This window comes from Geobacillus jurassicus NBRC 107829 (genome assembly GCF_001544315.1).
In the GTDB taxonomy this organism is placed as follows: domain Bacteria; phylum Bacillota; class Bacilli; order Bacillales; family Anoxybacillaceae; genus Geobacillus; species Geobacillus jurassicus.
Window position 1 is genome coordinate 1 of record NZ_BCQG01000098.1, and the last position, 4482, is coordinate 4482.

Below are 4482 nucleotides of genomic sequence, written 5' to 3' on the forward strand. Positions count from 1 at the left end.
CAAGCTCCCCATCAAGGGGAGTCGATTTACAGCCAGCCTTTCACCGTTTGGGCGACGCTTGTCCATAAGTCTGCAAACAACCCGCCGACCGCGCGCATCGAGAGCACAAACCAGTTCGCTTTTTCGACTTCAGCGGTCGTGACGAGCGGCACACGGATGTTTTTTTGCATGTCTGGGCTTAAGAAGGCGAGAGAATCGTCCCCTTTATATTCGAGCGTCATATATCCAACGGTTTCTCCTTTTTTCAACGGGGCGACTAGTTTCCCTTCGTTTGTCATCTTTTTTTTGTCCAATACGTATACAGGCTTATATTGCTTTTCTTCACCGTTTTTAATGAGCAGTGACAGTTTTTTCGCTGTCGCGACACGAACTTCTTTTTCTTTCCCTTTCACGACCGGAAGCGTCTCTTTTCCTTTCAGCTCGTATCCTTTCGGATAAAGCGTCTCGAGCGAGTATTGATTGAATCCGTAGTTAAATAGTTTTTCCGTTTCTTTAAAGCGCGCCTCTTTTGTCGTTTTCCCGCTCGCATCTTTCGCGTTCATGACAACCGAAATAAGGCGGACGCCGTTTCGTTTCGCTGTGCCGGTAAAGCAGTTGCCGGCAAACTCTGTATAGCCTGTTTTTAAGCCGTCCACACCTTCATATCCGTAGACAAGCCCCGGCAGCATCCAGTTCCAGTTGTCCATTTTGATCTCATCTTCCGTTCCTTCTCGGAACATTTTATGCGGGATGCTTGCCGTCTTCAACACTTCCGGATGATCCTTCAGCAGCCGGTAAGCAAGCATCGCCATCGCCCGTGCAGACATGACGTTTTCCTCATTTGTGCTTGTCCCTTCCGGATGAAATCCTTTTAAATCTTCATTGCTTAGCCCGGTCGCATTGACAAATTTATAATCTTTCAGCCCAAGCTCCTTCGCTTTGTCGTTCATCATTTTTACAAAGTTTTTTTCCGAACCAGCGATGATCTCAGCAATCGCCACCGTGGCCCCATTCGCCGAATAAATAGCCATCGCCTCGTACAGCTCGCGCACTGTATACTTGCCGTCCTTGCGCAGCGGGACATTGGACAGCGCTCGGTCTTGCGACAGCCGGTACACGTAATCGCTCGGCATATACGTTTGATCCCATTTGACGCGATTTTCCTTAATGGCGTCAAGAAGCAAATACTCGGTCATCATTTTCGTCATGCTGGCAATCCCGAGCACCGTATCGATATTTTTTTCATACAAAATTCTCCCCGTCTGTGCATCCACCAAAATCGCAGCATCCGCCCGGATGTCCAGCGGCGCGCTTTCCGCCTTTGCCGTCTGTTGAAACGGCCCTAGCATCAAACCAAGACAAATCGCCAACACCAGCCAAAGAAATGAGTTTTGTCTTCTCCTCCTCACAACGACACCCTCCTCACACAACCGTTATTGTAACATACCGTCGGCCAAAAAAATAGACGGAGGACATGTCTCCGTCAAAGTTAGGCCGATTGGCGCAACCCCGATCAAAACGCGGAGTAGTTCGGCGCCTCTTTCGTAATTTGCACGTCATGCGGATGGCTTTCGCGGAGCCCTGCGCTCGTCATGCGGATAAATTGCGTTTTCTCGCGCAGCTCCTCCAAATTCCGCGTTCCGCAATATCCCATGCCGGCGCGCAACCCGCCGACAAGCTGGTAAATTGTATCGGCAAGCGGCCCTTTGTACGGTACGCGCCCTTCGATGCCTTCCGGGACAAACTTTTTCGCGTCTTCTTGGAAATAGCGGTCTTTGCTGCCGCGTTCCATCGCCGCGACCGATCCCATGCCCCGGTACACTTTAAAGCGGCGGCCTTGATAAATCTCTGTCTCACCCGGGCTTTCGGAAACGCCGGCAAGCAAGCTGCCGAGCATCACCGCGTGCGCCCCGGCCGCGATCGCCTTCACGATGTCGCCGGAATATTTGATTCCACCGTCAGCGATGATCGGGACGCCGTGTTTGCGCGCCTCCATCGCACAGTCGTAGATCGCCGTAATTTGCGGCACCCCGACCCCCGCGACAACCCGTGTCGTGCAGATGGACCCGGGACCAATCCCGACTTTGACAATGTTTGCCCCGGCCTCAATCAAGTCGCGCGTCCCTTCGGCTGTCGCGACATTGCCGGCGATGATGTTCAAGTCTGGGTATTGGCGCCGGATGTTGGCCACCGTTTCAAGAACGCCTTTTGAGTGCCCGTGCGCCGTGTCAACGACAATGACATCAACCCCCGCCTCAACGAGTTTTTTGACGCGGATCATCGTGTCCGTCGTCACCCCGACGGCCGCCCCAACGATGAGCCGCCCTTTCGCATCTTTCGCCGAATTCGGGAACTCAATGACCTTTTCAATATCCTTAATCGTAATCAAGCCTTTCAGCACGCCGTTTTCATCGACAAGAGGCAGTTTTTCGACTTTATGTTTTTGCAAAATTTTCTCCGCTTCTTCCAACGTAGTTCCTACCGGAGCGGTGATCAAGTTTTCCTTTGTCATTACCTCAGAAATTTTAATCGAATAGTCTTGAATGAAGCGCAAGTCGCGGTTCGTAATAATGCCGACTAACTTTTGCTCCTCAGGGTTGTTGACAATCGGAACGCCCGAAATGCGGTATTTGCTCATTAAATGTTCCGCATCATACACTTGATGATCCGGTGTTAAGAAAAACGGATCGGTAATGACGCCTCGTTCCGACCGTTTGACCTTGTCGACCTGCTCGGCTTGCTGTTCGATCGACATATTTTTATGAATGATGCCAAGGCCTCCCTGACGCGCCATCGCGATCGCCATCTCCGCTTCGGTCACCGTATCCATCCCGGCGCTGAGAATCGGGATGTTCAGCTGCAGGGTATCGCTCAACTTCGTCGTCACATCGACATCGCGCGGCAACACATCTGATTTCGCTGGGATGAGAAGAACATCGTCAAACGTCAAACCTTCCTTGGCAAATTTCGCTTCCCACATGTTTTCTCCCCCTTGTCCGGAAATATTATTAGTAGCTTAACAACTGGTTAAACTACTGTCAAGGAATCAAAAAAATGTCCAATTTTTCAGTTATTTTAGGACAAATCTTTATAAGGGGGGTAAAAATGTTCGGAAATCACGGTCAACTGTTTCGCCTTTCTGTTTTCCGCTCGGCCGATACTGCGCAGCAATTTTTGCGGCAATGCTATCAACAGCTGCAGCGGGATGACGCCGTCCAACGCAGTTATGCAAACTGTTACCCATTTTTATATTATCTGGAACACGGGCAAAACTTTTACGCCGCTGCCCAGCAGGCGCCGCTGTCCATCAAGCCGGTTCTCTTGTTTTACGGCATGGTGCAGCTCATAAAGGCATGCCTTCTCACCGTCGACCCTGACTATCCAGAATCGACATCGGTTTTGGCCCACGGCGTATCAGCAAGAAAACGAAAAAAACAAGGCTACGAATTTTTAGATGATGAAGTAAAAGTACAAAAAAACGGCTTATTCACACATTTTTCTGAAAAAATGTTTCATGTGAAACAGGAAGCTGGGGAAAAATTTCGCATGGGTATGTTGCTTCAACGAATTGGCGAGCTGCATGAAACGTTTTTTCTTCTAAGCGGGCGAAAAAAACCATTATCTTTGCCCGTTGTACATATCGCTTCACCGCCGATGCTTGCCATCCCAAAAACAATTTTAGACCACTACCATATGCCGTTGGCCCGCTTTATTCAATATCTATGCGAAGAAGGACAAGGAAGGCGGCTTTCGTTCGCCAAAGAGGAAGGAGAATCTCTGTATTTTCATATCGAATCGCCGCTGTCGCCAGCCGGAGAAGGTCCATTTTTATTTCATCTTGACGGCACAATCCGGATTCCGGTAAAGAAAGAGAAAATTTTCACGCTTCCAGAAATACACGCCCATTATTTATTGCTGTATAACTTAAGCATGATTTCACGCTACGAGACCGAATGGTGGAGCGAGCTTCTCCACTCTTATCCAAGTAAAGCATACACTTTTATTCTCGAGTTTCTTACCATGTCGGCGGAAAAAGTTCCGCTGTTGCTCAATGAATACTTACTGCAAAAATTTTCTGGTTGAAACAAGAAAATCCCCTGTTGCACGCACAGCAGGGGATTTCTCCGCCTAGCAGCGACCTACTCTTGCAGGGGCGCTGGCCCCAACTACCATCGGCGCTGGAGGGCTTAACTTCCGTGTTCGGGATGGGAACGGGTGTTTCCCCTCCGCTATCACCACTAGGCAACATGGACAAGTTTTATTATAAGGAAAGTTGGGTTGTTGTCAAGATTTTTTCATTCCCTCAAAACTAGATAACCGTGCTCAGGAAGAAGCCGCGAGCCTGCGCTTTTCTTTGTCTAGTTCCAGCGCCTAGCTCTCTTCTGCCAAATAACCTTCCCCCTCGGGGTGCAAGCACCCCTGCGGGTGAAGAACATTTGGCATCGAGAGCTGACCGCGGCGCTTCCACTTTTCGCACTGTCCAGCTGCGGCTCGCCGCCGCTC

General features: G+C 50.0%; 3 protein-coding genes and 1 rRNA gene. 1 reads left to right on the top strand and 3 read right to left on the bottom strand.

The window, feature by feature from the left end; genetic code table 11:
* Positions 1-26: 26 nt before the first annotated feature.
* Positions 27-1388 (bottom strand): serine hydrolase, encoded by a 1362-nt coding sequence (locus tag GJ1_RS17080; RefSeq protein WP_066235046.1) that lies wholly within the window; start codon positions 1386-1388, stop codon positions 27-29.
* Between the two features lie 104 nt (positions 1389-1492).
* Positions 1493-2959 carry an IMP dehydrogenase gene (gene guaB, locus GJ1_RS17085; RefSeq protein ID WP_066235049.1) on the bottom strand — a complete coding sequence of 489 codons (1467 nt, stop codon included), beginning with the start codon at positions 2957-2959 and terminating at the stop codon, positions 1493-1495.
* A gap of 125 nt (positions 2960-3084) precedes the next feature.
* Between guaB and GJ1_RS17090 the strand changes: the two genes are divergently transcribed.
* Entirely contained in the window at positions 3085-4062 is a 978-nt protein-coding gene (locus GJ1_RS17090; protein ID WP_066235051.1) for a YaaC family protein, read from the top strand.
* Positions 4063-4105: 43 nt separating this feature from the next.
* Here GJ1_RS17090 and rrf read toward each other — a convergent pair.
* A 5S ribosomal RNA gene (gene rrf / locus GJ1_RS17095) occupies positions 4106-4222 on the bottom strand.
* Between the last annotated feature and the right edge of the window lie 260 nt (positions 4223-4482).

Coding starts and splice junctions, on each gene's coding strand:
- guaB (WP_066235049.1), bottom strand. CDS start 2,959: ATGTGGGAAGCGAAATTTGCCAAGGAAGGTTTGACGTTTGACGATGTT.
- GJ1_RS17090 (WP_066235051.1), top strand. CDS start 3,085: ATGTTCGGAAATCACGGTCAACTGTTTCGCCTTTCTGTTTTCCGCTCG.